The sequence below is a fragment of the Streptomyces sp. Je 1-79 genome (genome assembly GCF_025195125.1).
Taxonomy (GTDB): Bacteria; Actinomycetota; Actinomycetes; order Streptomycetales; family Streptomycetaceae; genus Streptomyces.
Window position 1 is genome coordinate 254,280 of sequence record NZ_JAMGSL010000006.1, and the last position, 26,725, is coordinate 281,004.

The 26,725-nt window shown below is 71.8% G+C and carries 24 protein-coding genes; 2 read left to right on the forward strand and 22 right to left on the reverse strand.

What is annotated here, in order from left to right:
* Positions 1–34 precede the first annotated feature (34 nt).
* From gatB to M5362_RS14140, 9 genes are all read right to left on the reverse strand, one after another.
* Positions 35–1,546 (reverse strand): Asp-tRNA(Asn)/Glu-tRNA(Gln) amidotransferase subunit GatB, encoded by a 1,512-nt coding sequence (gene gatB, locus M5362_RS14100; RefSeq protein ID WP_260227837.1) that lies wholly within the window; start codon positions 1,544–1,546, stop codon positions 35–37.
* A gap of 16 nt (positions 1,547–1,562) precedes the next feature.
* The gene (locus M5362_RS14105) at positions 1,563–1,796 is read right to left on the reverse strand and encodes a hypothetical protein (RefSeq protein WP_189513203.1); all 234 of its coding nucleotides are present in this window, start codon (positions 1,794–1,796) and stop codon (positions 1,563–1,565) included.
* 5 nt (positions 1,797–1,801) lie between these two features.
* Positions 1,802–3,301: an Asp-tRNA(Asn)/Glu-tRNA(Gln) amidotransferase subunit GatA gene (gene gatA, locus M5362_RS14110; RefSeq protein WP_260227838.1), complete on the reverse strand. Its 1,500-nt coding sequence runs from the start codon at positions 3,299–3,301 to the stop codon at positions 1,802–1,804.
* 4 nt (positions 3,302–3,305) lie between these two features.
* Entirely contained in the window at positions 3,306–3,602 is a 297-nt protein-coding gene (gene gatC / locus M5362_RS14115; RefSeq protein WP_015036350.1) for an Asp-tRNA(Asn)/Glu-tRNA(Gln) amidotransferase subunit GatC, read from the reverse strand.
* A gap of 117 nt (positions 3,603–3,719) precedes the next feature.
* Entirely contained in the window at positions 3,720–5,861 is a 2,142-nt protein-coding gene (locus tag M5362_RS14120) for a bifunctional diguanylate cyclase/phosphodiesterase (protein ID WP_260227839.1), read from the reverse strand.
* Between the two features lie 250 nt (positions 5,862–6,111).
* Positions 6,112–8,292: an NAD-dependent DNA ligase LigA gene (gene ligA / locus M5362_RS14125; RefSeq protein ID WP_260227840.1), complete on the reverse strand. Its 2,181-nt coding sequence runs from the start codon at positions 8,290–8,292 to the stop codon at positions 6,112–6,114.
* A 33-nt stretch (positions 8,293–8,325) separates the two neighbouring features.
* Positions 8,326–9,339, reverse strand: a complete 1,014-nt coding sequence (locus M5362_RS14130; RefSeq protein ID WP_260227841.1) for a methionine synthase — start codon at positions 9,337–9,339, stop codon at positions 8,326–8,328.
* 5 nt (positions 9,340–9,344) lie between these two features.
* Positions 9,345–10,043, reverse strand: a complete 699-nt coding sequence (locus M5362_RS14135) for an SDR family oxidoreductase (RefSeq protein WP_260227842.1) — start codon at positions 10,041–10,043, stop codon at positions 9,345–9,347.
* A gap of 7 nt (positions 10,044–10,050) precedes the next feature.
* Positions 10,051–10,614 carry a TIGR00730 family Rossman fold protein gene (locus M5362_RS14140; protein WP_260227843.1) on the reverse strand — a complete coding sequence of 188 codons (564 nt, stop codon included), beginning with the start codon at positions 10,612–10,614 and terminating at the stop codon, positions 10,051–10,053.
* 106 nt (positions 10,615–10,720) lie between these two features.
* Between M5362_RS14140 and M5362_RS14145 the strand changes: the two genes are divergently transcribed.
* A complete protein-coding gene (locus M5362_RS14145; protein WP_260227844.1) occupies positions 10,721–11,506 on the forward strand; it encodes an alpha/beta fold hydrolase in 786 nt (261 codons plus the stop codon).
* Between the two features lie 100 nt (positions 11,507–11,606).
* Here the strand turns inward: M5362_RS14145 and mnmA are convergent, their stop codons facing one another.
* Positions 11,607–12,737: a tRNA 2-thiouridine(34) synthase MnmA gene (mnmA, locus tag M5362_RS14150; RefSeq protein ID WP_260227845.1), complete on the reverse strand. Its 1,131-nt coding sequence runs from the start codon at positions 12,735–12,737 to the stop codon at positions 11,607–11,609.
* A gap of 61 nt (positions 12,738–12,798) precedes the next feature.
* Between mnmA and M5362_RS14155 the strand changes: the two genes are divergently transcribed.
* On the forward strand, positions 12,799–13,449 hold the full coding sequence (locus M5362_RS14155; protein WP_260227846.1) for an N-acetylmuramoyl-L-alanine amidase: 651 nt from the start codon (positions 12,799–12,801) through the stop codon (positions 13,447–13,449).
* A 19-nt stretch (positions 13,450–13,468) separates the two neighbouring features.
* Here the strand turns inward: M5362_RS14155 and M5362_RS14160 are convergent, their stop codons facing one another.
* The 12 genes from M5362_RS14160 to M5362_RS14215 form a co-directional block, all read right to left on the reverse strand.
* Positions 13,469–14,632 (reverse strand): cysteine desulfurase family protein, encoded by a 1,164-nt coding sequence (locus M5362_RS14160; RefSeq protein ID WP_260227847.1) that lies wholly within the window; start codon positions 14,630–14,632, stop codon positions 13,469–13,471.
* Between the two features lie 217 nt (positions 14,633–14,849).
* On the reverse strand, positions 14,850–15,824 hold the full coding sequence (locus tag M5362_RS14165) for a YafY family protein (protein ID WP_260227848.1): 975 nt from the start codon (positions 15,822–15,824) through the stop codon (positions 14,850–14,852).
* Positions 15,825–15,907: 83 nt separating this feature from the next.
* A complete protein-coding gene (locus tag M5362_RS14170; protein WP_260227849.1) occupies positions 15,908–16,756 on the reverse strand; it encodes a thioesterase family protein in 849 nt (282 codons plus the stop codon).
* Between the two features lie 23 nt (positions 16,757–16,779).
* Positions 16,780–17,457, reverse strand: a complete 678-nt coding sequence (locus tag M5362_RS14175; protein ID WP_260227850.1) for a trimeric intracellular cation channel family protein — start codon at positions 17,455–17,457, stop codon at positions 16,780–16,782.
* A gap of 192 nt (positions 17,458–17,649) precedes the next feature.
* Entirely contained in the window at positions 17,650–18,825 is a 1,176-nt protein-coding gene (locus M5362_RS14180) for an ABC transporter ATP-binding protein (RefSeq protein ID WP_261365981.1), read from the reverse strand.
* The gene (locus M5362_RS14185) at positions 18,795–19,916 is read right to left on the reverse strand and encodes an ABC transporter ATP-binding protein (protein WP_260227852.1); all 1,122 of its coding nucleotides are present in this window, start codon (positions 19,914–19,916) and stop codon (positions 18,795–18,797) included. The genes M5362_RS14180 and M5362_RS14185 overlap by 31 nt, the downstream gene beginning before the upstream one ends.
* On the reverse strand, positions 19,913–20,911 hold the full coding sequence (locus tag M5362_RS14190) for an ABC transporter permease (RefSeq protein WP_260227853.1): 999 nt from the start codon (positions 20,909–20,911) through the stop codon (positions 19,913–19,915). The genes M5362_RS14185 and M5362_RS14190 overlap by 4 nt, the downstream gene beginning before the upstream one ends.
* 125 nt (positions 20,912–21,036) lie before the next feature.
* The gene (locus M5362_RS14195) at positions 21,037–22,806 is read right to left on the reverse strand and encodes an ABC transporter substrate-binding protein (protein ID WP_260227854.1); all 1,770 of its coding nucleotides are present in this window, start codon (positions 22,804–22,806) and stop codon (positions 21,037–21,039) included.
* A 116-nt stretch (positions 22,807–22,922) separates the two neighbouring features.
* Positions 22,923–23,927, reverse strand: coding sequence for an ABC transporter permease (locus tag M5362_RS14200; RefSeq protein WP_260227855.1), 1,005 nt, complete (start codon positions 23,925–23,927; stop codon positions 22,923–22,925).
* A 310-nt stretch (positions 23,928–24,237) separates the two neighbouring features.
* A complete protein-coding gene (locus M5362_RS14205; protein WP_260227856.1) occupies positions 24,238–25,026 on the reverse strand; it encodes an enhanced serine sensitivity protein SseB C-terminal domain-containing protein in 789 nt (262 codons plus the stop codon).
* Positions 25,027–25,066: 40 nt separating this feature from the next.
* Positions 25,067–25,807 carry an enhanced serine sensitivity protein SseB gene (locus M5362_RS14210; RefSeq protein ID WP_260227857.1) on the reverse strand — a complete coding sequence of 247 codons (741 nt, stop codon included), beginning with the start codon at positions 25,805–25,807 and terminating at the stop codon, positions 25,067–25,069.
* Positions 25,808–25,940: 133 nt separating this feature from the next.
* A complete protein-coding gene (locus M5362_RS14215) occupies positions 25,941–26,609 on the reverse strand; it encodes an ATP-binding protein (RefSeq protein ID WP_260227858.1) in 669 nt (222 codons plus the stop codon).
* Positions 26,610–26,725 lie beyond the last annotated feature (116 nt).

The following is a 26,725-nucleotide window of genomic DNA, read 5'->3' on the forward strand; positions in this document are numbered from 1 at the left end:
GGGGCGACGCCCTTCACGCGCACAAGCCGGACGCTCAGCCCTCGCTGACGCCCAGCTTCTCCAGGATCAGGTCCTTCACGCGCGCCGCGTCCGCCTGGCCGCGGGTGGCCTTCATGACCGCGCCGACCAGGGCGCCGACCGCGGCCACCTTGCCGCCGCGGATCTTGTCGGCGATGCCCGCGTTGGCCGCGATGGCCTCGTCGACCGCCGTGGAGAGCGCGCCCTCGTCGGAGACGACCTTCAGGCCGCGCTTCTCGACGACCTCGTCCGGACCGCCCTCGCCGGCCAGCACGCCCTCGATGACCTGGCGCGCCAGCTTGTCGGTGAGGTCGCCGGAGGCCACCAGCTCGGTCACCCGGGCGACCTGCGCCGGGGTGATCGGCAGCTCGTCCAGGGCGGTGCCCGACTCGTTGGCGGAGCGGGCCAGCTCGCCCATCCACCACTTGCGGGCCTGGTCCGACGGAGCGCCCGCGTCCGTGGTCGCGACGATCAGGTCGACCGCGCCCGCGTTGAGGATCGACTGCATGTCGTGCTCGGAGACGCCCCACTCCTCGCGGAGCCGGTTGCGGCGCACGCGCGGCAGCTCGGGCAGTCCGGCACGCAGCTCCTCGACCCACGCACGGGCCGGGGCGACGGGGACGAGGTCGGGCTCCGGGAAGTACCGGTAGTCCTCGGCGTTGTCCTTGATCCGGCCGGAGGTGGTGGAGCCGTCGTCCTCGTGGAAGTGACGGGTCTCCTGCACGATCGTGCCGCCGGAGGTCAGCACGGCCGCGTGGCGCATGATCTCGTAGCGCGCCGCGCGCTCCACCGAACGGAGCGAGTTGACGTTCTTCGTCTCCGAGCGGGTGCCGAAGGTCTTGGTGCCGTGCGGGCGCAGCGACAGGTTCACGTCGCAGCGCATCTGGCCCTTGTCCATCCGCGCCTCGGAGACGTCCAGCGCGCGGATCAGCTCGCGCAGCTCGGCGACGTACGCCTTGGCGACCTCGGGGGCACGCTCGCCGGCGCCCTCGATCGGCTTGGTGACGATCTCGATGAGGGGGATGCCGGCCCGGTTGTAGTCGAGCAGCGAGTGCGAGGCGCCGTGGATCCGGCCCGTCGCGCCGCCGATGTGCGTCGACTTGCCGGTGTCCTCCTCCATGTGGGCGCGCTCGATCTCCACGCGGAAGATCTCCCCGTCCTCCAGCTGGACGTCCAGATAGCCGTTGAAGGCGATCGGCTCGTCGTACTGCGAGGTCTGGAAGTTCTTCGGCATGTCCGGATAGAAGTAGTTCTTCCGGGCGAAGCGGCACCACTCGGCGATCTCGCAGTTCAGCGCGAGACCGATCTTGACGGCGGACTCGACGCCGATCGCGTTGACGACCGGGAGCGAGCCCGGCAGACCGAGACAGGTGGGGCAGGTCTGCGAGTTGGGCTCGGCGCCCAGCTCGGTCGAGCAGCCGCAGAACATCTTGGTCTTCGTGCCGAGCTCGACATGGACCTCCAGGCCCATGACGGGGTCGTACGCAGCGAGCGCCGCGTCGTACGACAGCAGTTCAGTGACGGTCACAGTGAGACTTTCCCTCTCAGCCCAGCAGGACGTCGTCGTCGCCCAGGCGCTTCAGCTCCCGGTAGAGGATCGCCAGGCCGGTAACGATGGCGGCGGCGGACACGGCGGAGTCGATCAGCCGCAGCATGTCGTTGTCGTTGCGGGCCATCTTGGCCTGCTTCGCGACGCTGATCGCACCGAACGCGGTGGTCGCCAGCGAGACGTAGACGCCGGTCTTCGACTTCTTGAAGTTCTTGGCCTTCTTTGCCATGGCACTCACAGCGACGGAGCCTCCTCAAGCAGCGGGTGACCCCACTTTTCCACGAAGGCGGCCTCGACGGCGGCGCCGACCTTGTACAGCCGGTCGTCCTTCATGGCGGGGGCGATGATCTGCAGGCCGACCGGCAGGCCGTCCTCCGGCGCGAGACCGCAGGGCAGCGACATGGCGGCGTTGCCGGCCAGGTTGGTCGGGATGGTGCACAGGTCCGCGAGGTACATCGCCATCGGGTCGTCGGCGCGCTCGCCGATCGGGAAGGCGGTGGTGGGCGTCGTCGGGGAGACGATGACGTCCACCTGCTCGAAGGCCTGCTCGAACTCGCGGGTGATGAGCGTACGGACCTTCTGCGCCGAGCCGTAGTACGCGTCGTAGTAGCCGGAGCTCAGGGCGTACGTACCGAGGATGACGCGGCGCTTGACCTCGTCGCCGAAGCCGGCCTCACGGGTGAGGGCGGTGACGTCCTCGGCCGAACGGGTGCCGTCGTCGCCGACGCGCAGGCCGTAGCGCATGGCGTCGAAGCGGGCCAGGTTGGAGGAGCACTCCGACGGCGCGATCAGGTAGTACGCCGAAAGGGCGAGGTCGAAGGTCGGGCAGTCCAGCTCGACGATCTCGGCGCCCAGCTCCTTGAGGAGCTCGACGGACTCGTCGAAGCGCTGCACGACACCGGCCTGGTAGCCCTCGCCGCGGAACTGCTTGACGACACCGACGCGCATGCCGGCCACCGAGCCGTTGCGGGCGGCCTCGACGACCTGCGGCACCGGGGCGTCGATGGAGGTCGAGTCCAGCGGGTCGTGCCCGGCGATGGCCTCGTGCAGGAGCGCCGCGTCCAGGACCGTACGGGCGCAGGGCCCGCCCTGGTCGAGGGAGGAGGAGAAGGCCACCATGCCGAAGCGGGAGACCCCGCCGTAGGTCGGCTTGACGCCGACGGTGCCGGTGACGGCGGCGGGCTGGCGGATCGAACCGCCGGTGTCGGTGCCGATCGCGAGGGGGGCCTCGTAGGCGGCGAGGGCGGCGGAGGAGCCACCGCCGGAGCCGCCGGGGATCCGGGTCAGGTCCCAGGGGTTGCCCGTGGGGCCGTAGGCGCTGTTCTCGGTGGAGGACCCCATGGCGAACTCGTCCATGTTGGTCTTGCCGAGGATGACGACGTCGGCGGCCTTGAGGTTCTTCACCAGGGTCGCGTCGTACGGCGGGATCCAGCCTTCGAGGATCTTCGAACCGACGGTCGTCGGCATGCCGGAGGTGGTGAAGATGTCCTTGAGCGCCAGGGGGACGCCGGCCAGCGGGCCGAGCTTCTCGCCCTTGGCGCGCTTCTCGTCCACGGCGCGGGCCTGGGCGAGGGCGCCCTCGCGGTCGACGTGCAGGAAGGCGTGGACCTTCTCGTCGACGGCCTCGATCCGGGCGAGGTGGGCCTCGGTCACCTCGACCGCGGTGAGTTCGCCCGAGGCGATCTTCGCGGCGATCTCGGCGGCCGTGAGCTTGATGATGGTGCTGTCCGTCATGTGATTAGTCCTCCCCCAGGATCTGCGGCACCTTGAAACGCTGCTGCTCCTGGGCCGGGGCGCCGGAGAGCGCCTGCTCGGGGGTGAGCGACGGACGGACCTCGTCCGCGCGCATGACGTTCGTCAGCGGCAGCGGGTGGGAGGTCGGCGGTACGTCTTGGTCGGCGACCTCGGAGACGCGGGCGACCGCGCCGATGATGTCGTCGAGCTGACCGGCGAAGTGATCGAGCTCTTCGCCCTTCAGCTCCAGACGCGCCAGCCGTGCGAGGTGGGCGACCTCCTCGCGCGTGATGCCAGGCATGCGATCCTCACGGGGTGAGTCTGATGGTGTGGGCCCAATCCTATGGGGCCCGCGCCGCAACCCGTGAAACGGTCGCCCGCCGCCCGCCGCGGGCCGCCGCGCCGGGCGGCCCCGCGGCTACTGCACCACCTGGCCCGAGGGGTGGTCGAGGTCGACGGCCGCGGTCGCCTCCGCGGCGTCCAGCGCGGCCTGCTCCGAGGGGCGGCGCCAGCCGTGCTCGCCGCGGGCGAGCAGCCAGGCCGTGGCCTCGGCCGGGGGCATCGCGGCGGCCACCAGCCAGCCCTGGACGGCGTCACAGCCCAGGTCCCGCAGGCGCTCCCAGGTCTCGTCGTCCTCGACGCCCTCGGCGACCACGAGCAGCCCCAGCGAGTGCGCCAGGTCGAGCGTGCAGCGGACGATCTCGGCGTCCTCCGCGTCCACGGCGAGCCGGGCGACGAAGGAGCGGTCGATCTTCAGCTCGCTCACCGGGAGGCGCCGCAGGTGCACCAGGGAGGAGTAGCCGGTGCCGAAGTCGTCCAGGGACATCTTCACGCCGTGGCCGGTGAGCCCGGCCATGGTGTCGGCGGCGCGCTGCGGGTCCTCCAGGAGCACGTGCTCCGTTATCTCCAGCTGGAGGGCACCGGCCGGGACGCCGTGCCGGGCGAGGCGGGCGGCGACCGCGCCGGCGAAACCGGGGGTGTGGACGTCCCGGGGCGAGACGTTGACCGCCACAGGAACGTTCAACCCCTGGGCGCGCCACCGGGCGACCTGCGCGAGCGCGGTCTCCAGGACGTACTCGGTGAGGTGGGGCATCAGGCCCGAGGACTCGGCGATGGCGATGAACTCGTCGGGAGGGACCCGCCCGCGCTCCGGGTGCACCCAGCGCACCAGGGCCTCCAGGCCGGCGACCTGTCCGTCGAAGCGGACCTTGGGCTGGTAGTGGAGCTCGACCTCGCCGGCGTCCAGGGCGCGTCGCAGGTCGCCGAGGAGACCGAGCCGGTCGGGGGTGTTGGAGTCGCGCTTCGACTCGTACACCTCCACACCCGTACGGTCCCGCTTCGCCTGGTACATCGCGACGTCGGCCCGGCGCAGCAGCCCCTCGGCGTCGAGCGCGTGGTCGGGGAAGACCGCGACGCCCGCGCTCGCCTCCAGGACGAGGGTGAGGCCGTCCAGGTCGAGCGGCGAGGAGAGCTCGGCCACCAGGTGGCGGGCGACCCGCTGGGCGCTGGTGGTGGAGTCGGCGATGGGCAGGAGGACGGCGAACTCGTCACCGCCGAGCCGCGCGGCCTCCGCCCCGCGCGGCAGGGCGAGCTTGAGCCGCTCGGCGATCTGGAGGAGGAGCCGGTCCCCGGCGAGGTGCCCGAGGGTGTCGTTGACCGATCGGAAACGGTCGAGGTCGATCAGGACGAGGGCGGAGCGGGCGCCCTCCCCCTCGGCCTCCTCCAGGGCGGTCCAGGCCCGCTCCAGGAGCCACTGGCGGTTGGGCAGCCCGGTGAGCGGGTCGCGCAGCTGCTCCTCGGCGCGGGCGCGGGCGATCCAGAGGGTGGAGTCGAGGGCGATGAGCGGGACGGCGAAGAGCGGGAGCAGCACCGGCTGGGCGACGGCGACGACGCAGATCAGCGGGGCGATGCCGAGCAGGGCGACGGCGACGAGCCCCTGCCGGAGCAGGGCCGTGCGGGCGACGGTCGGCAGTCCGCCGGTCCGGGGCGACAGGGCGTACCACAGGAGCAGCCGGGTCGCCACGAGGTAGGTGGCGGCGGCGAGCACGACCTCCGGCACGTCGGTGATCCCCCAGTCGGGGGGCTGCCAGGGCTGTTCGACGGTCGGTACGTCTCCGAAGGCGGCGAGGACCAGGGCGGCCGCGCCGACGCCGAGGACGTCCACGGCCCCGTGCAGCAGGCCCTGGCGCCAGCGGTGCCGGCGGGCCGCGCCGACGAGGAGGACGACGGCCATGGAGACGAGACCGGCGGGGACCCAGCCGTAGAGGAGCAGGACGGCGAGGGTGAGGGCGGCGCCGGAGCCGGTGCCGCCCCACCAGCGGTCGCGGCCGAGGGCGACCAGGTGTCCGACGATGAGTCCGGTGAGGACGGCGAGGGACCAGCCCTCCACGCCGCCGGGGAAGAGTCCGTGGCCGGTGCTCAGCACCCGGTAGAGCCCGGTGACGAGCACGGCGGCGGCGAGGGCCACCACGGCTCCGGGCAGCCCGGAGGTGATGCCCACGAAGGCCGCGCGACGACGCGGCCGTGCGACCGGGGCGGCGGCACTCTCGGTCGGTTTCATTCCGTCCCTCTCACAGCCGGCGGTGCCGTTGCAACGCGATGGGCCGTTGTCGTGCCGCCACGGCCGGCAGAGCCTCGCGCGGCCGTGCGCGACAGACGCACGGTCACAACAGTAGGCCGCGTAAGGCTGCGACGGGCAGCGCTCTCCATGTCTTGCCCGAATGCGACCTGGCCACCCCTCACGATCTGGTATGCGCCAAACGGGTGACATGCGCGCGGCTGTCCCAGGGCTCTCCTTCCGCCCCTCCCGGCTATCCCTCGACCGGAACCGCGGCCTCCCGAGCAGCTTCGGGTCCCTGTTCGAGCAGGACGGCGAAGCCGGCCTCGTCCAGAACCGGAACCTTCAGCTGCATCGCTTTGTCGTACTTGGATCCGGGGTTCTCGCCGACGACGACGAAGTCGGTCTTCTTCGAAACGGAACCGGTCACCTTCGCGCCGCGGCTCTGGAGGGACTCTTTTGCGCCATCCCTGGTGAATTTCTGCAGCGTGCCGGTGACGACGACGGTCAGGCCCTCCAGCGGACGCGGCCCCTGGTCCTCGCCGGCGCCCTCCTCCTCGAGCAGCACACCGGCCGCCCGCCACTTGCGGACGATCTCGCGGTGCCACTCCTCGGAGAACCAGTCCTTCACGGCGGCGGCGATGATCCCGCCCACCCCGTCGACGGCCGCCAGCTCCTCCTCGCTCGCCTGCTCGATCCGCTCCAGGGAGCGGAACTCGCGGGCCAGCGCCTGGGCCGCGACGGGCCCCACATGACGGATCGAGAGCCCGTTGACGAAGCGGGCGAGCGGGCGCGTCCTGGCGTCCTCGATGTTCTTCAGCATGGCAAGCGCGTTCTTCTTCGGCTCGCCCTTCTGGTTGGCGAAGACCGTGACGACCTTCTCCTCGCCGGTCTTCGGATCCCGCTTGGGCAGCCCGCTGTCCGCGTCGAGGACGTACGCCTTGATCGGGAGCAGCTGCTCGATCGTGAGGTCGAAGAGGTCGCCCTCGTCGACGAGCGGGGATGCGGAGGGCTCCAGCGGGCGGGTCAGCGCCGCCGCGGCGACCGCGCCGAAGTTCTCGATGTCCAGGCACTCACGGCCTGCCAGGTAGAAGAGACGCTCACGCAGCTGGGCGGGGCAGGTCCGCGCGTTGGGGCAGCGCAGATCGATGTCGCCCTCCTTCATGGCCCGCAGCGCCGTCCCGCACTCGGGGCACTCGGCGGGCATCACGAACTCCCGCTCCGTGCCGTCCCGCAGATCGGCGACGGGGCCGAGGATCTCCGGGATGACGTCACCGGCCTTGCGCAGCACGACCGTGTCGCCGATCAGCACGCCCTTGGCCTTCACGACCTCCTGGTTGTGGAGCGTCGCGAACTCGACCTCGGAGCCGGCGACCGTGACCGGCTCGACCTGGGCGTACGGAGTGACCCGGCCCGTCCGGCCGACACCGACCTTGATGTCGACCAGCTTGGTGTTTACCTCCTCCGGCGCGTACTTCCAGGCGATCGCCCAGCGCGGGGCGCGCGCGGTGGAGCCCAGCCGGCCCTGGAGGCGGATCTCGTCCAGCTTGACGACGACCCCGTCGATCTCGTGCTCCACGGAGTGCCGGTTCTCGCCGAAGTACGCGATGAACTCCCGTACCTCGTCGAGGGAACCGACCACCTTGTTGTGCTGGGCGGTCGGCAGCCCCCACTCGCGCAGCAGCCCGTAGGCCTCGCTGAGGCGGTCGATGTCGAAGCCCTCGCGGGCGCCGATGCCGTGGACGACCATGCGGAGCGGGCGGCCCGCGGTGACCTTCGGGTCCTTCTGGCGCAGCGAACCGGCCGCCGCGTTCCGCGGGTTGGCGAAGGGCTTGTCGCCCGCCTCCACCAGCCGTGCGTTCAGCCCTTCGAAGGCCTCCATCGGGAAGTAGACCTCGCCGCGGACCTCGACGAGCTCCGGGACGCGGTCGCCGTGCAGCCGTTCCGGGATGTCCGCGATCGTACGGACATTGGGCGTGATGTCCTCGCCGGTCCGGCCGTCGCCGCGGGTGGCCGCCCGGGTCAGCCGGCCGTGCTCGTACGTCAGGTTGACCGCGAGGCCGTCGACCTTGAGCTCGCACAGCAGGTGGTGGTCGGGGGTGCCGACGTCACGGGCGACCCGCTCGGCCCACGCGGCCAGTTCCAGGTCGTCGAAGGCGTTGTCGAGGGAGAGCATGCGCTCCCGGTGCTCGACGGAGGTGAACTCCGTCGCGTACTGCCCGGCGACCTTCTGCGTCGGCGAGTCCGGCGTGCGCAGCTCGGGGTACTCCTCCTCCAGCGCCTCCAAGGCGCGCAGGAGCTTGTCGAACTCGCCGTCGCTGATGACCGGCTGGTCCTTCACGTAGTACCGGAAGCGGTGCTCCTCGACCCGCTCGGCCAGGTCCGCGTGCTTCTCCCGTGCCTCGGCGGGCGGAGCCCCCTGTTCGACTGCCACCGTTCCTCGTCCTCCCGTTGCCTCTGACCGAAGTCACTCAGGGTTGTCCGCGAGCGATCTCGCCGCCCGGGCGCAGTGGGCGAGCGCCGCGCGGGCGTACGCGGGCGAAGCGCCCGCGAGACCGCACGTCGGGGTGACCACCACGGACTCGGCGAGAGTCCCCGGATCCAGCCCCAGCCTGCGCCACAGCGTCCTGACACCCATGACGCTACCGCCCGGGTCCGACAATGCCGTGTCGGTGGACGGCACCACGCCCACGAAGAGCCTGGTGCCGGACTCCACGGCCTCACCGATCTGCTCCTCGTCACGTTCGGTGAGGAGACCGAAGTCGAACGAGACCCCGGAGACACCGGCCCGGCGCAGCAGCCCGAACGGCACGTCGGGGGCGCAGGAGTGGACGACGACCGGGCCGTCGTGGACCGCGATCACCTGGCGCAGCGCGCTCTCGACGACCTGCCGGTCGACGGCCCGGTAGGTGCGGTAGCCGCTGGCGGTACGGACGTGGCCGCGCAGGACGGCCGTGAGGGAGGGCTCGTCGAGCTGGAGGACGAGCCGGGCGCCGGGGATCCGCTTGCGGAGCTCGGCGAGGTGGGCGCCGAGGCCCTCGGCGAGGGAGCCCGTGAGGTCCCGGCAGGCGCCGGGGTCGCCGAGCGCGGCCTCGCCGCCGCGCCGCTCCAGGGCCGCGGCCAGGGTCCAGGGGCCCACCGCCTGGACCTTGAGCGGACCCTCGTAGCCCTGGGTGAACTCCTCCAGGGCGTCGAGGTCCTCGCCGAGCCAGGAGCGGGCGCGCCGGGTGTCGCGGCCGGGCCGGTCGCTGACCCGCCATCCGCTGGGCTCGACGTGCGCGTACATCTCGACGAGCAGCCCGATGGTCCGCCCGATCATGTCGGCACCGGGGCCCCGTGCGGGCAGCTCGGCGAGGAAGGGGAAGTCCTCGAAGGAACCGGTGACGGTCCTTGCGGCCTCCCGGGCGTCACCGCCGGGCAGGGAGCCGACGCCGGTGGCGGGCCCCCAGAGGAACTCTTTCTGCTCGCTGGTCTCGCTCACGGTTCCTACCGTCCCGGACGGACTGTCAGGTCGTTGATCTCCGCGTCGCGCGGGAGGTCGACGGCGGTGAGGATGGCGGTCGCTACCGACTCGGGGTCGATCCACTTCGAGGGGTCGTACTCCTTGCCCTCCTGGGCGTGGACCTTCGCCTGCATCGGGCTGGCGGTGCGGCCGGGGTAGACCGAGGTCACCCGCACTCCGTTGCCGTGCTCCTCGTGGCGCAGGGAGTCGGCGAGCGCCTTCAGACCGTGCTTGGAGGCGGCGTAGGCGCTCCAGTCGGCGTGGGCGTTGAGCCCGGCGCCGGAGTTGACGAAGACCACGTGGCCCTGGGAGACGCGCAGCTGGGGCAGGAGGTGCCGGGTCAGCTCGGCGGGGGCGACGAGGTTGACGTTGAGCTGGTGGCGCCAGGTCTTGGGGGTGAGCTCGCCGACCGGGCCGAGGTCGACCACGCCCGCGATGTGGAGGAGCGTGTCGACCCGCTCGGGCAGGGTCTGGTGCGAGAACGCCCAGGAGAGCCGGTCGGGGTCGGCGAGATCACCGACGAGGGTCCTGGCGCCGGGGAACTCGGCGGCGAGCTCCTTGGCCCGGCCGGCGTCGCGCGCGTGGAGCACGAGTTCGTCCCCGCGCGCGTGGAGCCGGCGGGCGACCGCCGCGCCGATGCCGGAGCCTGCCCCGGTGATCACATGAGTAGCCATGGGGCCCATGGTCCCATCACCGCGCGGCGATGCCCGCGGCGGCGGCCGCTGAGGTCACAGCCTCCAGGTGGGCGAGGGCCGACGCGCCGTCCTCGGCGAAGAAGACCAGGTCGGCGAGGGGCAGGGGCAGGAAGCCCTCGTCCTCCATGCGGCGGAACTGGGCCTTCAGACCGTCGTAGAAGCCGGCCGTGTTCAGCAGGACCACCGGCTTGGTGTGCTTGCCGTGCTTCCGCAGCTCCAGGACCTCGGTGGCCTCGTCGAGGGTTCCGGTGCCGCCGACCATGACGACGACCGCGTCGGACCTGGCCAGAAGCAGCGCCTTCCGCTCGGCGAGGTCTCGGGCGACGAGCATCTCGTCCGCGCCCTGCCTGGCCTTGGCCGCGAGGAAGTCGACCGAGACGCCGACGAGCCGGCCGCCCGCCTCCTCCACACCGTCCGCGACGACCTTCATCAGACCGACGTCGGAGCCTCCCCACACCAGGGTGTGGCCCGCCTTGCCGAGGCGTTCGGCGAAGTCGCGGGCGGGGGCGGTGTAGCGCTCGTCGAGCTCGGCGGCGGAGAGGAAGACGCAGATGTTCATGGACCCCACCGTATCCCCGCCGCCCCTGACCTCGGCCTTCAGGATTCTTCGGGGAATTTCCTTGCCCCGCCGATGAGTTCCGGGGGCGCGTCCGGTCAGCACTGGCATGGACGAGATGAGCGGCACCCTGAACAGGGTCCGGGGGCGGGTCGGGTCGGCGGACGGGACGCGGATCGCGTACGAGCGGCGCGGAGAGGGGGCGCCGGTGGTCCTGGTGAGCGGGGCCCTGTGCACGGCCGAGACGGAACGGCCGCTGGCGGACCTGCTCGCCCCGCGCTTCTCCGTCGTCACCTACGACCGGCGGGGGCGCGGCGGGAGCGGCGACACCGGGCCGTACGACGTGCGGCGGGAGATCGACGATCTGGCGGCGCTGATCGGCGAGGTGGGCGGCCGGGCCTTCGTGCACGGGATCTCGTCGGGCGGGGCGCTGGCCCTCGCCGCGGCCGCCGACGGGCTGCCGATCGAGCGGTTGTCGGTCTTCGAGCCGCCGTTCTCGACGGAGGCCGGGGCCCGTGAGACGTTCGCCGCGCACCGGCGGCGGCTGACCGGGCTCCTCGGTCTCGGGCAGCGGGGCGCCGCCGTCGAGCTGTTCCTGAGCGGGGCGGCGGGGCCGGTGAGGGCCCTGCCGCAGCTGGAGGCCGTCGCGCACACCCTCGCGTACGACCACGCGGTCCTCGGCGACGGGACCGTACCGGCCGCGCGGCTGGGGCGGGTCCACACGCGGGTGCTCGTGGTCGACGGCGGTTCGAGCCCGGCCCGGACGCGACGCGCGGCCCTGGCGGTCGCCACGGCCCTCCCCCGGGGCCGCCACCGCACCCTGACGGGCCAGACGCACCAGGTGGCGCCGCACGTCCTGGCCCCGGTCCTGGAGGACTTCTTCGAGGAGGAGTGAGCCGGTCCGCGGCCGAGCGCCGCCCCGGCCGTCGCCGAACGCCGCCCCGGTGGTCGCCGAACGCCGCCCCGGTGGTCGCCGCGCGCCGCCCCGGTGGGGCTCAGGCGGTCGCCGCCGCCGTGCTCCGTACCGTCGTCGCGATCGTCGCCGAGCCCACCACGCGCGTGCCGTCGTACAGCACGATCGCCTGGCCGGGGGCCACGCCCCGGACCGGCTCGTCGAAGGTGACCGTCAGCTCGCCGTCCACGAGCGCCGCCGTCACCGCCGTCTCGCCGCCGTGGGCCCGCAGCTGGGCCGTGTAGCGGCCGGAGCCCTCCGGAGCGGTGCCGCACCAGCGGGGCTTGATCGCCGTCAGGCCGGTGACGTCGAGCGCCTCGACGGGGCCGACCGTGACCGTGTTGTTCACGGGCGAGATGTCCAGGACGTAGCGCGGCTTGCCGTCGGGCGCCGGGTGGCCGATCCGCAGGCCCTTGCGCTGGCCGATGGTGAAGCCGTACGCACCCTCGTGGGTGCCCACCTTCTCCCCCGACTCGTCGACGATGTCGCCCTCGGCCCGGCCGAGGCGGGAGGCCAGGAAGCCCTGGGTGTCGCCGTCGGCGATGAAGCAGATGTCGTGGCTGTCGGGCTTCTTCGCCACCGCGAGGCCGCGCCCCTCCGCCTCCGCCCGGATCTCGTCCTTGGTGGTGAGCGTGTCGCCCAGCGGGAACATCGCGTGGGCGAGCTGCTTCTCGTCCAGGACACCGAGGACGTACGACTGGTCCTTGGCCATGTCGGAGGCGCGGTGGAGCTCGCGCGAGCCGTCCTCGTTGAGCACGACGGTGGCGTAGTGACCGGTGCAGACGGCGTCGAAGCCGAGCGCGAGCGCCTTGTCCAGCAGCGCCGCGAACTTGATCTTCTCGTTGCAGCGCAGACACGGGTTGGGGGTGCGGCCGGCCTCGTACTCGGTGACGAAGTCGTCGACGACGTCCTCGCGGAAGCGCTCGGCGAGGTCCCAGACGTAGAAGGGGATGCCGATGACGTCGGCCGCCCGGCGGGCGTCGCGGGAGTCCTCGATGGTGCAGCAGCCTCGCGCACCGGTACGGAAGGACTGCGGGTTCGCGGAGAGCGCCAGGTGGACGCCGGTGACGTCGTGGCCGGCTTCGGCGGCGCGGGCGGCGGCGACGGCGGAGTCCACACCGCCGGACATGGCGGCGAGGACGCGGAGGGGGCGCTGCGGCGGAGTCTGAGTCATAGCGCTACCAGGGTACGGGGCTCCGGGAACCACGGTCGCGTGAGTAAGCGTTGTCCTGCACATGGGGAGCGAGAAGAAGCGGGGGGTGGGGCGCAGAGCCGTCCTGCTCGGCGGCGGCGCGGCCGTCCTGGGAACGGCGGCACTGGCCCGCGACGAGCTGGCGCGCGCGTGGTGGCGGCTGCCCGGCACGGAGAGGGACCGGGTGGAGGGCGAGCTCGACCACAAGGGCGCGGACTGGTCGGCCGCGTCCCGGGCGAACTGGCGGCGGGCGGACCGCCCGGCCGACTTCACGATCGACCGGGTGGTGATCCATGTCGTCCAGGGCAGCTACGCGAGCGCGCTGAAGGTCTTCAAGAACCCGGGCCACGGCGCGGCCACGCACTACGTCGTCCGTAAGGACGGCCATGTGGCGCAGATGATCCGCGAGCTCGACGTCGCGTTCCACGCCGGGAACCGGGACATGAACGAGCGGAGCGTCGGCATCGAGCACGAGGGGTTCGTGGACCGCCCGCAGGACTTCACGGCGGCGATGTACGCGTCGTCGGCGCGGCTGACGGCCGGGATATGCGCCCGGTACGGCATCGCCGTGGACCGGGAGCACATCATCGGGCACGTCGAGGTGCCGGGGACGGACCACACGGATCCCGGTCCGCACTGGGACTGGGAGCGCTACATGAAGCTCGTGCGGGAGGCGTCGAAGAAGCCCGTCTGACCCCTCCGGGGCGCGCGGCTCAGACGAGGCCGGCGGTACGCGCGCGTTCCACCGCCGGGCCGATGGCCCCGGCGACCGCCGCCACGTCCTCCTTGGTGGAGGTGTGGCCGAGGGTGAAGCGCAGGGTGCCCCGGGCGAGGTCCGGGTCGGTGCCGGTGGCGAGCAGGACGTGGCTGGGCTGGGCGACGCCGGCGGTGCAGGCGGAGCCGGTGGAGCACTCGATCCCCTGGGCGTCGAGGAGCAGGAGCAGGGAGTCGCCCTCGCAGCCGGGGAAGGTGAAGTGGGCGTTGGCGGGGAGCCGGTCGACCGGGTCCCCGCCGAGGATCGCGTCGGGGACGGCCGCGAGGACGGCCGCCACGAGCTCGTCGCGCAGGGCGCCGATCTCGCGGGCGAACTTCTCGCGCCGCTCGGCGGCGAGCTGCCCGGCGACGGCGAACGCGGCGATCGCGGGGGCGTCCAGGGTGCCGGAGCGCACGTGGCGCTCCTGGCCTCCGCCGTGCAGGACGGGTACGGGACTGTACTCGCGGCCCAGGAGCAGCGCGCCGATGCCGTAGGGGCCGCCGATCTTGTGGCCGGAGACGGTCAGGGCGGCGAGGCCGGAGGCGCCGAAGTCGACGGGGAGCTGGCCGAAGGCCTGGACCGCGTCGGCGTGCAGGGGGACGTCGAACTCGCGGGCGACGTCGGCCAGTTCGCGTACGGGCATGACCGTGCCGATCTCGTTGTTCGCCCACATGACGGTGGCGAGCGCGACGGTCCCGGGCTCGCGGGCGATCGCCTCGCGCAGGTCGTCGGGGTGGACGCGGCCGTAGCGGTCGACGGGGAGGTACTCGACGGTGGCGCCCTCGTGCGTGGCGAGCCAGTCGACGGCGTCGAGGACGGCGTGGTGCTCGACGGGGCTCGCGAGGACGCGGGTGCGGGCGGGGTCGGCGGCACGGCGGGCCCAGTACAGGCCCTTGACGGCGAGGTTGTCGGCCTCGGTGCCGCCGGAGGTGAAGACGACCTCGCTGGGCCGCGCCCCCAGGGCGGCGGCGAGGGTCTCGCGCGCCTCCTCGACGGCCCGCCGGGCGCGCCGGCCGGCCGCGTGCAGGGAGGAGGCGTTGCCCGTGACGGCGAGCTGGGCGGTCATCGCCTCGATCGCCTCGGGAAGCATGGGCGTGGTCGCGGCGTGGTCGAGGTAAGCCATGGTGCCTCGATTCTACGAGGGCGCACACGGCCGTCCGGTCACGCCCCCGTGGCAGGGGGCGGCCACGAGGGACGCGGCCCTCCGGTCGCGCCCCGTGGCGGGGGGGGCGGCCGCGAGACCCGTCCGCCGGGCCGGCGGTCTCGCCCGGTCGGTGCGGCCGCCAGGCGGGCGGGGCGTCCGAGTCGGTGTGGCGCGTCTCGCCCGGTCCGTGCGGCCGTCAGGCGGGCGGGGCGTCCGGGTCGGTGTGGCGGGCGAGGATCTCGGCCGCTGCCCGGGCCAGCAGGGTGCGGATCTCCGGCGGGGAGAGGACCTCCACGCTGCCGCCCAGGGCCAGGAGCGGGCGGGCGTCGCCCGCTTCGGGGAAGGCCAGTTCGACCTCCGTCCACTCCCCCTCGGGCTCCGGCGGCGGTGACGTCAGCCGGTCGCCGTGGAGGCGCAGGAAGCGGTCCAGGCGGTCGCGCCGGATCCTGGCCCGCACCAGGACGCCGGCCGGGCGGGTCTCGACGCGGCGGCGCAGCTCCTCCCAGACCTCGGCGAGCTCCACGCCGTCCCGGCGCCGCACGGGGTCGTCGAGCTGTTCGGCCCGGTGCACCCGGTCGGCGCGGAAGAGCCGCGGCCGCGCGCGATGGTCCGCGACGAGGTACCAGACGCCTGCCTTCACGACGAGGCCGTACGGGTCCACCGTGTACGTCTTCGGGGCCGGCGCCCCGCTGCCGCGGTACCGCAGCCGTACGCGCCGGTCCACGAGGACCGCCCGGTCGAGGACGTCCAGGTCGACGGCGGGACGGGGCACGCGCATCCAGCGGTCCGGGTCGACGAGGATCCGGCGGCTCGTCAGTTCGGCGGCGGGCCGGTGGGGTTCGGGGAGGGCGGCCATGACCTTGCGGAGGGCGGAGCCGAGGGCCCGGTCGAGGCCCAGGGCGGCGTGGGCGCCCTGGGAGGCGAGGACGAAGAGGGCCCGGGACTCGTCCGCCGTCAGCCCCGTGACGTCCGTACGGAAGCCGGGCAGCAGCCTGACGCCGCCGTACCGGCCGCGCTCCGCGTAGACCGGCACCCCGGACGCGGAGAGCGCCTCGACGTCCCGGTACACGGTGCGTACGGAGACTTCGAGGCGCTCGGCGAGCTCCGAGGCGGGGACCAGGCCCCGCGTCTGGAGGAGCAGGAGGAGGGAGAGGAGCCGGTCGGACTTCACCGGCTCACGCTAACCGCGCATGCGACGGACCCGGCCGCCCGGGGCGCACGTCCTCGTCGCCCTGGTCGTCCCGGTCGTCCTGGTCAGTCGCGTGGGGCGCGGGCGAGCTGGCGGGACTGGGCGACGAGGCGGTCCGCGCTGTCCCAGACCTCGGCGTCCTCCTCCAGGAAGCCGCCGGCGAGGTTCCGGGTGGTGATCGAGACCCGCAGCGGGCCCGGGGCCGGGCGGCAGCGGATGTGCGTGGTGAGCTCGACCGTCGGCGTCCAGCCCTTCAGGCCCAGCTCGAACGAGGTCGGCGGCAGCGCGTCGACGGTGAGGAGCAGGGAGAGCGCGTCAGGCTCGCGGCCGTCGGCGAGGCCGAACCAGCCGCGCATCTCGCCCTTGCCCGAGGGCGCGCCGATCGCCCAGCCGACGGTCGACGGGTCGAGCTTGATGGCGAGGCGGTCGGTGATGGCGCTGGAGCCGGGGATCGGAGGCCGCGGGCCGTCGGACGGGCCGAAGCACTGGTCGATCGGCGCGATGGCCGGGGGCGTCGCGGAGGTGCGGACGTCGTCGCTGAGCGCGTCCAGGTCGCCGTAGGAGGCGATGACCCGGATGCGCTCGACCTCGGTGCCGTCCTCGGCGTACTGGAAGAGGGACGCCTGGCCCGTGGAGAGCGTACGGCCGGTGCGGACGGTCTCCGTGCGGATCACCGCGGGGCCGGGAACGGACGGCGTGAGGTAGTGCGCCGAGATCGTGAACGGGTCCGGATGCGGAAGGTGGTCGCCGAGAGCGCGGCCGAGCAGGGCGAGGAGGTAGCCGCCGTTGACGGCGTGGATGATCGTCCAGCCTGCGGAGAGGTCGGCGTCGTAGACGCCGGGGACGCGGAGGGTGACGGCGGTGTCGCGGTCGAACTCGCTCGTCCCCGCGATCGTCTCGATGCTCGTGCTCATATCTCCGACGGTACAACAGGATGCTACTGAGCGGTAGCTTTTTCCGGCTCCTCGCGCGCGGAGGACCGGCGGTTCCAGGCGCGGGGCGCGCGCCAGTGGAAGCGCATGGCGAGCAGACGGAGCACGAAGGCCAGCAGCACGGCGACGCCGCTGGTGAACGCGTTGAGGGCGTCGAAGCGGATGCAGAGGACGACCATCGTGGCGCCGACGATCGCGGGCACGGCGTAGAGGTCGCGGTCCCAGCGGAGGAGGGAGGGGATCTCGTTGGCGAGCACGTCACGCAGGACGCCGCCGCCGACGGCGGTCGCGAGACCGAGCGCGGCGGAGGAGGTGAGGCCGAGCCCGTACTCGTACGCCTTGATGGTGCCGGTGACGGCGAAGAGGCCGAGGCCCGCGGCGTCGAAGACGTTGACGGCGGTCTGGGTGCGCTCGACCTCGGGGTGGAGGAAGAAGACGAGGGCCGTGGCGACGAGCGGCGTGAGGAAGTAGCCGAGATCGGTGAAGGCGGCGGGGGGTACGGCGCCGATGATGATGTCGCGCAGGAGCCCGCCGCCGAGCGCGGTGACCTCGGCCAGGACCGCGATGCCGAAGACGTCGAAGTTCTTGCGGACGGCGAGGAGGGCGCCCGAGATGGCGAAGACGAAGATGCCCACGAGGTCGAGGGCGTGTTGAACGGAGGGACTGAACAGATCGTGGAACACGGCGACCATTGTGACGGGTCCCCGCGGGGGCGACGGCAACGGACGGCGCTCTCCGCCGGTCCCGGCCCCGTCCCGGCCCCGTCCCGGCCCCGTCCCGGCCCCGTCCCGGGCCCTCCGCGACGGCGGCCCGGGCGCGCATCGCGCACGGCAAGGCCCCCGCTGCCGTGGGGCGGCGGGGGCCTTGTCATGGGGTCACGCCTTCGGAGCGTCGCCCTCGGTGTTCCCGGCGCTCTCAGCGTCCTCGGCGTCCTTGGCCGACGCCTCCGGAGCCTCCGGAGCCTGCGCCTGCGGCTTCGCGACCGACACCTCCACCGACTCCCGCGCCGCCGGCACCGTCAGGCCGTCCGCGTTCTCCGGGTGGTGGCAGGCCACGCGCTGGCCCGGGCGGAGCTCGATCAGCGGGGGCTCCACCGTCTTGCAGACCTCCGTCGCCTTCCAGCAGCGCGTGTGGAAGCGGCAGCCCGGCGGCGGCGCGATCGGCGAGGGGACGTCGCCCTTCAGCAGGATGCGCTCGCTCTTCGCGCCCTTGCGGCGGGGGTCCGGGATCGGGACCGCCGACATCAGCGCGCGGGTGTACGGGTGCATCGGCGACTCGTACAGGGACTTGCGGTCCGCGAGCTCCACGATCTTGCCGAGGTACATCACCGCGATCCGGTCCGAGACGTGCCGGATCACCGACAGGTCGTGGGCGATGATCACGTAGGTCAGACCCAGCTCCTCCTGGAGGTCGTCCAGGAGGTTCACCACCTGCGCCTGGATCGAGACGTCCAGGGCCGAGACCGGCTCGTCGGCGACGACCAGCTTCGGCTTCAGGGCGAGCGCCCGCGCGATGCCGATGCGCTGGCGCTGACCGCCCGAGAACTCGTGCGGGTAGCGGTTGTAGTGCTCCGGGTTCAGGCCGACCAGGCCCAGCAGCCGCTGGACCTCCTTCCTGACCCCGCCCTCGGGCTCCACGCCCTGGAGCTTGAACGGCGCCGAGACGATCGTGCCGACCGTGTGGCGCGGGTTCAGCGAGCCGTACGGGTCCTGGAAGATCATCTGGATGTCGCGGCGCAGCGGACGCATCTTGGCCACACCGAGGTGCGAGACGTCCACGCCCTCGAACTCGACCGTGCCGCCCGTCGGTTCGAGCAGCCGCGTGATCAGCCGGCCCATCGTCGACTTGCCGCAGCCCGACTCGCCGACGACGCCGAGGGTCTCCCCGGGGAGTACCTCGAAGTCGATCCCGTCGACCGCCTTGACCGCCCCGACCTGGCGCTGCAGCAGCCCCTTCTTGATCGGGAAGTGCTTCACCAGGCCGTTGACCTTGAGCAGGGGCTCAGTGCTCTTGTTGTCGCTCACAGCTTCGGCGCAATCTCTTCGGTCCAGATCCGGGTCCGCTCCTCCGACGACATGTGGCACGCGGAGTAGTGGCGGTCGGCGCCCTCGCCGCCCGTCGGCGCGAGCCGCAGCTCCGGGCGCTCGGTGCGCGTGATGCCGTTCTTGGGCACGTCCGCGTACGGGCATCGCGGGTTGAAGGCACAGCCGCTGGGCACGTTGATCAGGCTGGGCGGGTTGCCCTTCACCGGGATGAGCCGGTCGGTCTGGTCGCGGTCGATCCGCGGCATCGAGCCGAGCAGGCCCCAGGTGTAGGGGTGCTGCGGCTCGTAGAAGACCGCCTCGGCCGGCCCGCGCTCCACGCACCGGCCGCCGTACATCACGAGGATGTCGTCGGCGACCTCGGCGACGACGCCGAGGTCGTGCGTGATGATGACGACCGCGGAGCCGAACTCCTTCTGCAGGTCCCGGATCAGGTCCAGGATCTGCGCCTGTACGGTCACGTCGAGCGCGGTGGTCGGCTCGTCCGCGATGAGCAGCTCGGGGTTGTTGACCAGCGCCATCGCGATCATCGCGCGCTGGCGCATGCCGCCGGAGAACTCGTGCGGGTAGTTGGAGAACCGCTTTGCCGGCTCGGGGATGCCGACCCGGTCGAGGAGTTCGACGGCCCGCTTGCGCGCGGTCTTCTTGTCGACCGGGTGGTGGACCCGGTACGCCTCCACGATCTGCGCGCCGACGGAGTAGTACGGGTGCATCGCGGACAGCGGGTCCTGGAAGATCATCGCCATGTCGCGGCCGCGCAGCCTGCGCACCTCTTCGGGGTCGGCCGAGAGCAGCTCACGGCCGTTCAGCCAGATCTCGCCGGAGATCCGCGCCTTCTGCCGCCCGTACTGCCCGACGGTGTGCAGCCCCATGATGCCGAGCGAGGTCACCGACTTGCCGGAGCCGGACTCGCCCACGATGCCGAGGGTCTTGCCCTTCTCCAGCTGGAAGGAGAGCCCGTCGACGGACTTGACCAGGCCGTCGTCGGTCGGGAAGTGGATCTTCAGGTCGCGGACGTCGAGGAATGCCTCGGACGGGGCGTTCCCGGACGCGACCGGTTCTCCCAGGGCCGCGCCGGTCTTGGTCAGCTTGTCCGTCATGCGAGCCTCACTCGGGGGTCGATCACCGCGTACAGAAGGTCCACCACGAGGTTGGCGATGACGACACAGGTCGCTGTGATGAGCGTGACCGCCAGGATCAGCGGCAGGTCGCGCTCGGTCACTCCCTTGATGGCCATCCAGCCGAGGCCCTGAAGGTTGAACGTGCTCTCGGTCAGGATCGCGCCGCCGACGAGGGCGCCGATGTCCATGCCGAAGATGGTCAGGATGGGGGTCATCGTGGAGCGCATGGCGTGCTTGCCGAGCACGACCCGCTCCGGCAGACCCTTGGCCCGTGCCGTACGGATGTAGTCCTCGCCGAGGACCTCCAGCATCGTGGCGCGGGTGAGTCGCGCGTACATCGCCGCGTACAGGAACGCGAGGGTCACCCAGGGCAGCAGCAGTCCGCCGAACCAGCTGCCGAAGGACTCGCTGATCGGCACGTACGAGGCGTTGAGCCAGCCCAGTTGGGTGCGGAAGACGAACATCGACAGCATGCCGGTGAAGAAGATGGGGAGCGAGACACCGGCGAGCGCGGTGAACATCGCGGCCCGGTCCACTGCCGTGCCCCGCTTGAGCGCGGAGACCACACCGGTGGAGACGCCCATGAGCAGCCACAGCACGGCGGCGCCGACGACCATGGAGAGGGTGATGGGGAAGGCGTCGACCAGCATCGTGGAGACGTCCTGCTCGGTACGGAACGAGTAGCCGAAGCAGGGTGCCGCGCAGTGGATGGTGCTGCCCCCGCCGGTGTAGTCGCGGCCGACGAAGATTCCGGAGACGAAGTGCCAGAACTGCACCAGGATCGGCTCGTCCAGGCCCAGCTTCTGCCGGATGGCCTCGATGGAAGCCGGATCCGCCTGCTTGCCGACGAACATCGCGGCAGGGTCGCTGCCGGTCATCTTGGGGATGAGGAAGAAGATGCTGAGCGTCACCAGGGTGACGACCATCAGCATCACTGCGACGGCGAACAGCCGTCGGACGATATATGCAAGCATGCGGTCGGCCGACCGGCGGCCGGGGAACCCGATCAGGATCCCCGGCCGCCGTGAGCGGCCATCACCTGCCCTTCGGACCTAGCGGCGGGTGGTGCGCCGTTGGAGCGGGTGGATGGAGACTCGACTTACTTCATGACGCCGAGCGACGCGTAGTCGTAGCGGCCGTTGTAGGCGTCGGCCGTGTAGACGTTGGTCAGTCGCGAGGAGCGCCAGATGATGTTCTTCTCGTGGGTGAAGGGCAGGTAGACCGCGGCCTCGGAGACCTTGGTGTTGATCTGCTTGTAGAGCTCGCCGGCCTTGACCGGGTCGGTCTCCTTCAACGCCGAGTCGAACAGGCCGTTGATGGCCGGGTCGTTCAGCTCGGAGAAGTTGTTGTTACCGCTCTGGAGGATGAACCGGCCGTCGACCAGCGGCTGCAGGAAGCCCTGGCCGGAGGGGAAGTCCGCACCCCAGCCCATGATGATGATGCCGTAGCCCTTGTCCTTGACCACCTTCGGCGAACCGATGATGCCGGAGGTCTGGGCGCCGTCGAACAGGTCGATCTGGGCGTCGATGCCGACGGCCTTGAGCGACTGCTGGAGGGACTCGGCGGTGGCGATCTCGATCTTCTTGTTGTTGCGGACCGCGATGGTGGTCTTGAAGCCGTTCGGCTTACCGCACTTCTTCAGCGCCTCCTTCGCCTTGGCGAGGTCCGGCTTGCCCCCCAGCTTGCCGTACGGGTCGGCCTTCGGGTCGGCACCCTTGATCGCCGGCGGCAGCATGTTGGAGGCGATGTCGCCACCGGCCTGCGGGCCGCCACGGGCGGTCTGGAGGGACTTGGAGTCGGCCGCGTAGATGATCGCCTTGCGGCACTCGACGTTGTCGATGACCGTCTGCGGGAAGACCGCGTAGCGGATGAAGCCGGTCTGCGGGTTGTCCGCGTTCCCCTTGTGCTGCTGGAGCACCTTGGCACGGGCCGCCGCGCCGACACCGGTGGCGTTGATGTCGAGGTCGTACTCGCCCTCGACCAGACGGTTGTCCATGTCGTCGGCGTTGGTGGTGAACTTGACGCTGATCTTGTCCGGCAGCGCCTTGCGAATGGTGTCCGTCTTGGCGTCCCACTTGTCGTTGCGGACGAGCAGCATCGACTTGTTGGGCGTGTAGGACTGCCACTTGTACGGGCCGGAGGAGAAGGGCTTCAGGCCGTACTGGGCCTTGGTGTCCTTGTCCTGGCGGACCGGGGAGGCGGCGGGCATGGCCAGCATCTGCAGGAAGTCACCGTTGGCGACCGGCAGCTTGAAGATGATGGTCTTGTCGTCCGGGGTCTCGATCGCCTTCAGGCCGAGCTTGTCCGCGGAGGTGTCCTTGTAGGGACCCTTGTACTCGCCCTTGGGGTCGAGGACCTGCTGGAGGTAGATCGGGCCGCCGGAGATGACGTCCTGGGCCCAGATGCGCTCGATGCCGTACTTGATGTCCTTGGAGGTGATCGGCTTGCCGTCCTCCCAGGTCACCCCGTCCTTCAGCGTGAAGGTGTAGGTGAGACCGTCGGGCGAGACCTTGCCGGCGTCGGTCGCGAGGTCGGGGACCAGCTCGGTGGAGGCGGCGCCCGGCTCGGCCTTGAAGGTGACCAGCTGACGCGTGTAGTAGCGGGCGAAGTCCCACACGAAGCCGTAGTAGCCGCGCTGCGGGTCCCACGAGTCGGCCTCCTGCGAGCCGATGAACTTCAGCTCGCCGCCCTTCTTGTCGGAGGGGTTGGCGACCTTGTTCACGGCGGCGTTGAAGCCGGCCGCGCCGGTCTTGCCCTTGTCGCCACCGTCACCGCTGCCGCCACCACAGGCGGTGGTGACGACCATCGTGGCCGCCGCGAGCAGCGCGCCCGCGGCGATTCTGCGCCGCTGAGAGCTGTTCAGAGTCATGGTCTCGCAACCTCCGGTTCAGTGGCGGCCGTCACGACGGTCCGCCGGTGTTGATTGCCTCCTGTCACCAGCGGCAGGGGCGGGTCTGTACGAGCGTGCGGGCGGTCAGCAGGTGCTCAGCGAGCGGCCTTCGGGTCGAGCGCGTCACGCACGCCGTCGCCGAAGAGGTTGAACGCCAGAACGGTGATGAAGATCGCGAGGCCGGGAATCACCATGAACAGGGGGTCCGATTCATAGGTGGATATGGCCGTCGACAACATCTGGCCCCAGGAAGCGGTGGGCGGCTTGACACCCGCGCCGAGGAAGCTGAGGGCCGCTTCGGTGAGGATGTTGGTGGGGATCATGAGGGTCGCGTAGACCATGATCGGGGCGATCAGGTTGGGCAGCAGCTCCCGGCGCAGGATGTACAGGCGGCCGGCGCCCAGGCTGCGGGCGGCGTCCACGTACTCGCGCTCGCGCAGGGACAGGGTCTGGCCGCGCACGATCCGGCCGACGTACGGCCAGCCGAAGAAGCCGATCACGACCACCAGCGCACCGATGCGGACTCCCGAACCGGAGAAGCCGAGCAGCTCGTTGGGGAGCACGGAGACCAGGGCGATGGTGAAGAGAAGCTGCGGGAACGCGAGCATGACGTCCATGACGCGGCTGAGCGCCGCGTCGACCCAGCCGCCGAAGTAGCCGGCGACGACGCCGAGGACCGTGCCGAGCACGACCGCGAACATGGCCGCGAGGAAGGCGACGAGCAGCGAGATGCGGGCGCCGTAGATGATCCGGCTGAAGACGTCACGGCCGTTCACCGGCTCGACACCGAGGAGGAAGTCGGAGCTGATGCCGCCGTACGCGCCGATCGGGGTGCCGAAGAGCGGGTCGATCTGGTCCTCGTGGAACTCGTCCGGCGGGTGGCCGAGCAGACCCACGATGACGGGCGCGAGGACGGCGACGATGACCAGGAAGACCACGATCGCGCCGCCGGCCAGCGCGAGCTTGTCCCGCTTCAGTCGCATCCAGGCGATCTGCCAGGGGGAACGTCCCTCGATCGTCTTGCCCGGCGGCGCGTCGGGCACGGCGTCGACGGCGGTGGTCGAATCGACCACGTTCGTCTCGTGCAGTGGTGCCGTCATCGTGGTGAGGACCCCTCTCGGCCGCCGGTAGCCGGCCCTTGCCCGCCGCGGGTAGCGGCTTGGTGGAACAACTGCGGGGCACCGGCCAGGAGGCCGAACGCCCGGTGTTCCGGGGAGTCTTCAATGTGTTCGCGATCACCCGCCAGACCTCACGGTGAATGTTTGCTCAACCGTGATGCGGTGCGTTGCCTTCCGTTATCCGGACGCTGCGATCGCGTCAGCGGACCATCTCACCCGCTATTCGACCAGAACGGACATGTGCCCCAACTCCTCTGGTGAGGGAGTGAATTGGGGTGACGGAAGGGGCGTATCAGTACGTGCGGGGCACGGCCGGCGGGTAGCCGTAGCCAGGGGCCGGCGGCGGGGGTGCGGCGTGGGCGTCGCGGTCGTAGAAGGGCCGTGCGTTGGCCCGCAGCCACGACGCGACCGGGTCGTGCGCGTCGGACATCGCGACCGTCGAGACGGGCAGGCCGTCCGGCACGGCGGCGATCGACTGCCGCATCATCGCCCGCACCGTCTCGACCGAGGCGGCGGAGCTGTCGTACAGGTCGAGACCGATGGCGAGGTACGGGGATCCCAGTGCGGGCTGCACCCAGGCTCGGCGCAGGGTCCTCACGGACGGGGTGCGATGGGCGTTCTGGGTCAGAAGGGCATAGAACTGGGGGATTTCCAGTGCGGGTTCGGAGAGCTTCAGCGGTCCGGCCGGCATGCGGTCGAGACCGGTGGCGATCCGGCGGAGGTCGGCCCAGGGGATGCCCACGCCGCCGTTCGTGTCGTGCGGATTGAGCCAGATGCCCCAGCGGTCGGGGTAGAGCGCGCGGGCGATCTCGATTCCGGTGACGACCTCGTGGGCGCGGTTCCAGCCGGAGGCGGAGAGCTCCTGGGCGGAGGTGACGCACGGGGCGTACCCGAAGCCCTCGACCTCCATGTTCCCGTACTGGGCGTCGGGCGAGCCGGGCGTGCCCTGCCAGAGCAGCATCCAGACGCTGCCGTCGGCGAGGGCGGCCAGCAGCTGCTCGTACGCGTCGTAGCGTCCTGGTGCCACTTGGCGCAGCATGTGCTCGACCTTGCCGGCCGCAGCGGTGCCTGACGCGCTCACCCTGTTTCCCGCCCCTCTTCCGTCCACCGAACCAGCTTAATTACAGGGAGGCCCGCTGATAGAAGGGGCGCACCCGCTCCAGCATCCAGTCGCCGACCGGATCCTGTGCGACGTCGAGCAGGATGAGATTGACGGGCCAGGCCACCTCGACCCGGCCGAGCGCACGGCCGAGGGCGTCGAGCGGCGCGTTCCGGTCGACGCCGTCCCAGGTGGCGAGCTCGACGCCGACGAACAGGGCCGGCTCGGTGCCCTCGACACTGGCCAGGGCACGGCGGGCGGAGACCACGACGCCGGTGGCCTCGAACTCGGCGGCCGCGGCGGAGAGGAAGTCGACCGGGTCGTCCTGCCAGTCGGGCTCGAAGAGCCGGACCCGGCCGCCGCTCGCGGGACCGTCCAGCGGGGTGCGGCCGACACGGCACAGCTCGGCGACGGCGGGCGGCGGCAACGGGGCGCCGACGGTGCCGCCGGGGTTCAGGGCGATGCCGAGCTGCGGGGGCAGACCACGGGCGAAGTCACGGGCGGGCGCGACGGTGAAGGACATATGGCTGCCGACACAGGCCAGGAACTGCTGCTCGGAGCTGAAGACGGGGACGTACGGGAGTCCGTCGATCTCCATCGTGGGCAGATCGAGGTCCCGGCTCTCGGGGCTGCCGCCGTTGGGCAGCGGCACCCAGACGGCGCTCCGGCCGAGCACCTCGACGAGCCGGCCCCCGGCGGAGGCGTTGCCGAGCGAGGCCGCGAGGACCTCTTCGAGCTCGTTGCCCGGCCACGTAACGTCCACGGTTCCCGTTTCCCCTTCTCGCGCGCCCTGGTCACGACGCCCTGGTCGCGACGCCCTGGTCGCGACGCCCTGATCACGACGCCCTCGGGGCAGAACCCTAACGCCGCCCTGATGGCGTCGTGGCCAAAAGTACTCAGTGGGCGGCGCGGAAGGCGATCGACCGCAGGGCCCCCGCGGCGTCCCGGTCGAGCAGGGTCGCCGAGGCGCAGCCGCGGGGAAGACGGCCGGACTCGACGGAGCCGATCATCCGCCCGACGGCCCGGCGGTGGCGGGCGAAGGCGTAGCCGGAGACGCCGCGCCCCCGCTCGCGCTGCCCCTCACGGGCCGCGTCGGGGGTGACGTCGAGCAGGATCAGGTGCAGGGCGCGGCCCCGGCGGCGGGCCTCGCGGGCCAGCCAGTTCCGCACCCAGGACTGGGTGCCGCAGTCGTGGACGACCACGCTCCGCCCGGAGCGCAGCGCGCGGCGCAGCCCGGCGTAGTGGGCGGCCCGGGCCAGCGGCCGGTAGACCGCGTACGGCACGAAGCCGGGCAGTCGGGTCTCCCAGCGCTCGCGGGCGTCCTGCGAGTCGATGCCCAGCCCCCCGGCCGCGCGCCGCATCAGCGTCGACTTGCCGCTGCCGGGCAGCCCGGAGACCACCACGAGGTCCCCCGCGGCGAAGGCGAGCGTCCGCGGTCCCCGACCGCCGCGCTCGCGCAGGTCGCGCAGCAGCGGCGCCGTGCGGCGCCTTCGCGTCCTGGCGCGGGCGCGCGGAGCCGGTATGCCCGTCCCCGTCGCGTAAGCGCCGGTGTGCTGGAACGTCATCGTCTCTCCCCCTGTCGGGTCCCGGAGACCCCCTGCCCACAAAGTGTAAAGAAGGGGTAATCAGGCACAAGCGATTTGCCGATCGGACACCGCGTGCAATGATGTGCGCGCCAAGC